This is a genomic window from Vibrio sp. Vb1755, from assembly GCF_033338635.1.
GTDB lineage: Bacteria > Pseudomonadota > Gammaproteobacteria > Enterobacterales > Vibrionaceae > Vibrio > Vibrio alginolyticus.
In genome coordinates, this window is the sequence record NZ_JAWOTA010000064.1 from 1 (window position 1) to 2,177 (window position 2,177).

General features: G+C 45.0%; 2 protein-coding genes. Both read left to right on the top strand.

All coding sequences use genetic code 11. From position 1 onward, the window contains the following. Positions 1 to 606: response regulator transcription factor (locus R7E00_RS22525; protein ID WP_318124481.1), on the top strand; the 606-nt coding region annotated here is incomplete at its 5' end. Beyond that, the gene (locus R7E00_RS22530; RefSeq protein ID WP_025626267.1) at positions 606 to 1,979 is read left to right on the top strand and encodes a sensor histidine kinase; all 1,374 of its coding nucleotides are present in this window, start codon (positions 606 to 608) and stop codon (positions 1,977 to 1,979) included. The genes R7E00_RS22525 and R7E00_RS22530, both read left to right, overlap by 1 nt. Positions 1,980 to 2,177 lie beyond the last annotated feature (198 nt).

Consider the following 2,177-nt stretch of genomic DNA (forward strand, 5'->3'; position numbering starts at 1 on the left):
TTGCAAGATGAAGGATATACCGTCTCTTCTGTGCATTGTGGTGAAAGCGCGCTGCAGTACATGGAGAAAACGCCAGTCGATTTAGTGTTGCTCGATGTGATGTTGCCAAGCTTAAATGGGATGCAAGTTGCTCGTCGTATTTGCCAACGATTTGCTACGCCAATTCTGATGCTTACAGCATTGAACGATGAAAACTCGATGCTGGATGGCTATCAAGCGGGGGCCGATCAATACATTGGTAAGCCATTCAATGTTGCTGAGTTGCTAATGCGCATCAAAGCGATCCTGCGTCGAGTGGGCTTGGAGCGTCAACGCCAAACCATTTGTAATACCGCCCAGAGTATCAGTGATCAGCTAACCAGCTTACCGTTGACTAGCACAGAAGCGGAGCTTTTGAGCCATTTGGTTAAGAATCAAGGCGTGGTTATCTCCAAAGCTGAGCTACAGACAGAAGTGTTGAAAAAAGAACTCAGCCCGTTTGATCGCAACCTAGATATGCACATCAGTAACATTCGCCGAAAATTGGTTGAAGCGGGCTTATCTAAACAGCACATCAAAACGTTTCGAGGCAAAGGCTACAGTTATTTAGAATCTGTGGGCGCGTGATGAAGCTGGTGTGTCCATCCTACATAGCAAAACGCAAAGACAGCCTTGCGTTTAAGCTTTTCAGTTACATGACCGCGATAGTCATCAGCATTTTGCTGGTGCAAGCGTTAGCGGAACAAGCCTTGGTGAAAGCTATGTTGAAAGTTCCAAATAGCGTCAAAATGGAAATGTTGGATCTTGCTCACCAAGCCAACGTGTTGATTGAACATGGCGACATGGATGAGTTGGCTGATTGGGCGAACGCGCAGCAGTTCTATTTGTTTGTACTGAACGAGCAACTTCAACCAGTGACGCATCGTCTCATGCATCCACATTTTGAATTTAAGCTCCAATTCAAACGCAGCATTGATGATCAATTGGAAGACAAAGTGAATCGACCAATCATCAGCATTCCATTGGTTCAGCAGCACAACTTAGTCATTCAACTGCCGCATCGCTTACATCCTGCGAATGACTTCATACTGTACTTTTCCATTATCAAAGTGGTGATTGCCGCCGTGATTTTGGCTTTGTTCTCGCTTTTAATGGCACGCAACTTACAGCAACCGTTGGACAGACTCAGAGAGGCGAGCAAGAAGCTTTCTAACGGCGATTTTAATGTCAGTGTTGTGCAGGAGCTAAAGTCCAACACGCGAGAATTTAATGAACTCGCGCAAGACTTTGACCACATGACGAAAGAGATTCACTCGCTAGCGGAGAAGCAACGTCTTTTGATTCGCGATGTGTCCCATGAACTAAGAACGCCTCTTGCTAGACAGAACTTGGTTTTGCACCTATTGCGTAAAAGAGTTGGTGAAAGCGAACAAGAACTAGTGACGCGGTTGGAAGACGAAGCCAAAGAGCTGAATCATCTAATCAGTGACATTTTGGAATTTAGTCGCCTTGAGAATGCTCGCTACGACAAAGAGACCAAGCGTAGTGATCTTGAAGTGCTACTAGCCCCACAAGTTGAGCGTTGCAAAATCGATTTGAGGGAATCACAGAGCATTGTATTTGTTTCTCGTGTGACCGAGCCGAGAGCTTACTGTGAAGATACTCTCGTGGTGCGTTGTCTGAATAATCTAGTTGGCAACGCTATCAAATACGCGGGTGAAGATGCTCGGATCGAAGTGACTCTGACTAATCAAGAAATCAATGGGCAGGCTTATCTGGTTATGTCTGTCTCTGACGATGGACCAGGCATCCCAGAGAACAAGTTGTCTGATATCTTTAACCCGTTTACCCGCTTGGATGCCTCGCGAGACAAAAAGCTTGGTGGATACGGGCTTGGACTGGCGATTGTTAAGGAATCGATGCGAATGATGGGTGGTTCCGTCAATGCAGAGAATCGTTCTCAAGGTGGTTTAACCGTGAGTTTGGTGTTCAGACAATAACGGGTAACAATGAAGTGAACTCGATTTGTGATCTGGATCTCGTATGAGCGGTTCTTCATCAGAGAGTTCTTTACAAAACTTTGCAAATGCAAAGAATGTAAATTTAATGCAAATGGTAATACTTATCACTTATATTCACTCGCAAAATAAATAAGAGGGAATCACATTCACTGAATGTGCGACCCGAAAATAATCGGA

Excerpts from the sequence above, each read along its gene's own strand:
- R7E00_RS22530 (WP_025626267.1), top strand. The coding sequence starts at position 606 with ATGAAGCTGGTGTGTCCATCCTACATAGCAAAACGCAAAGACAGCCTT.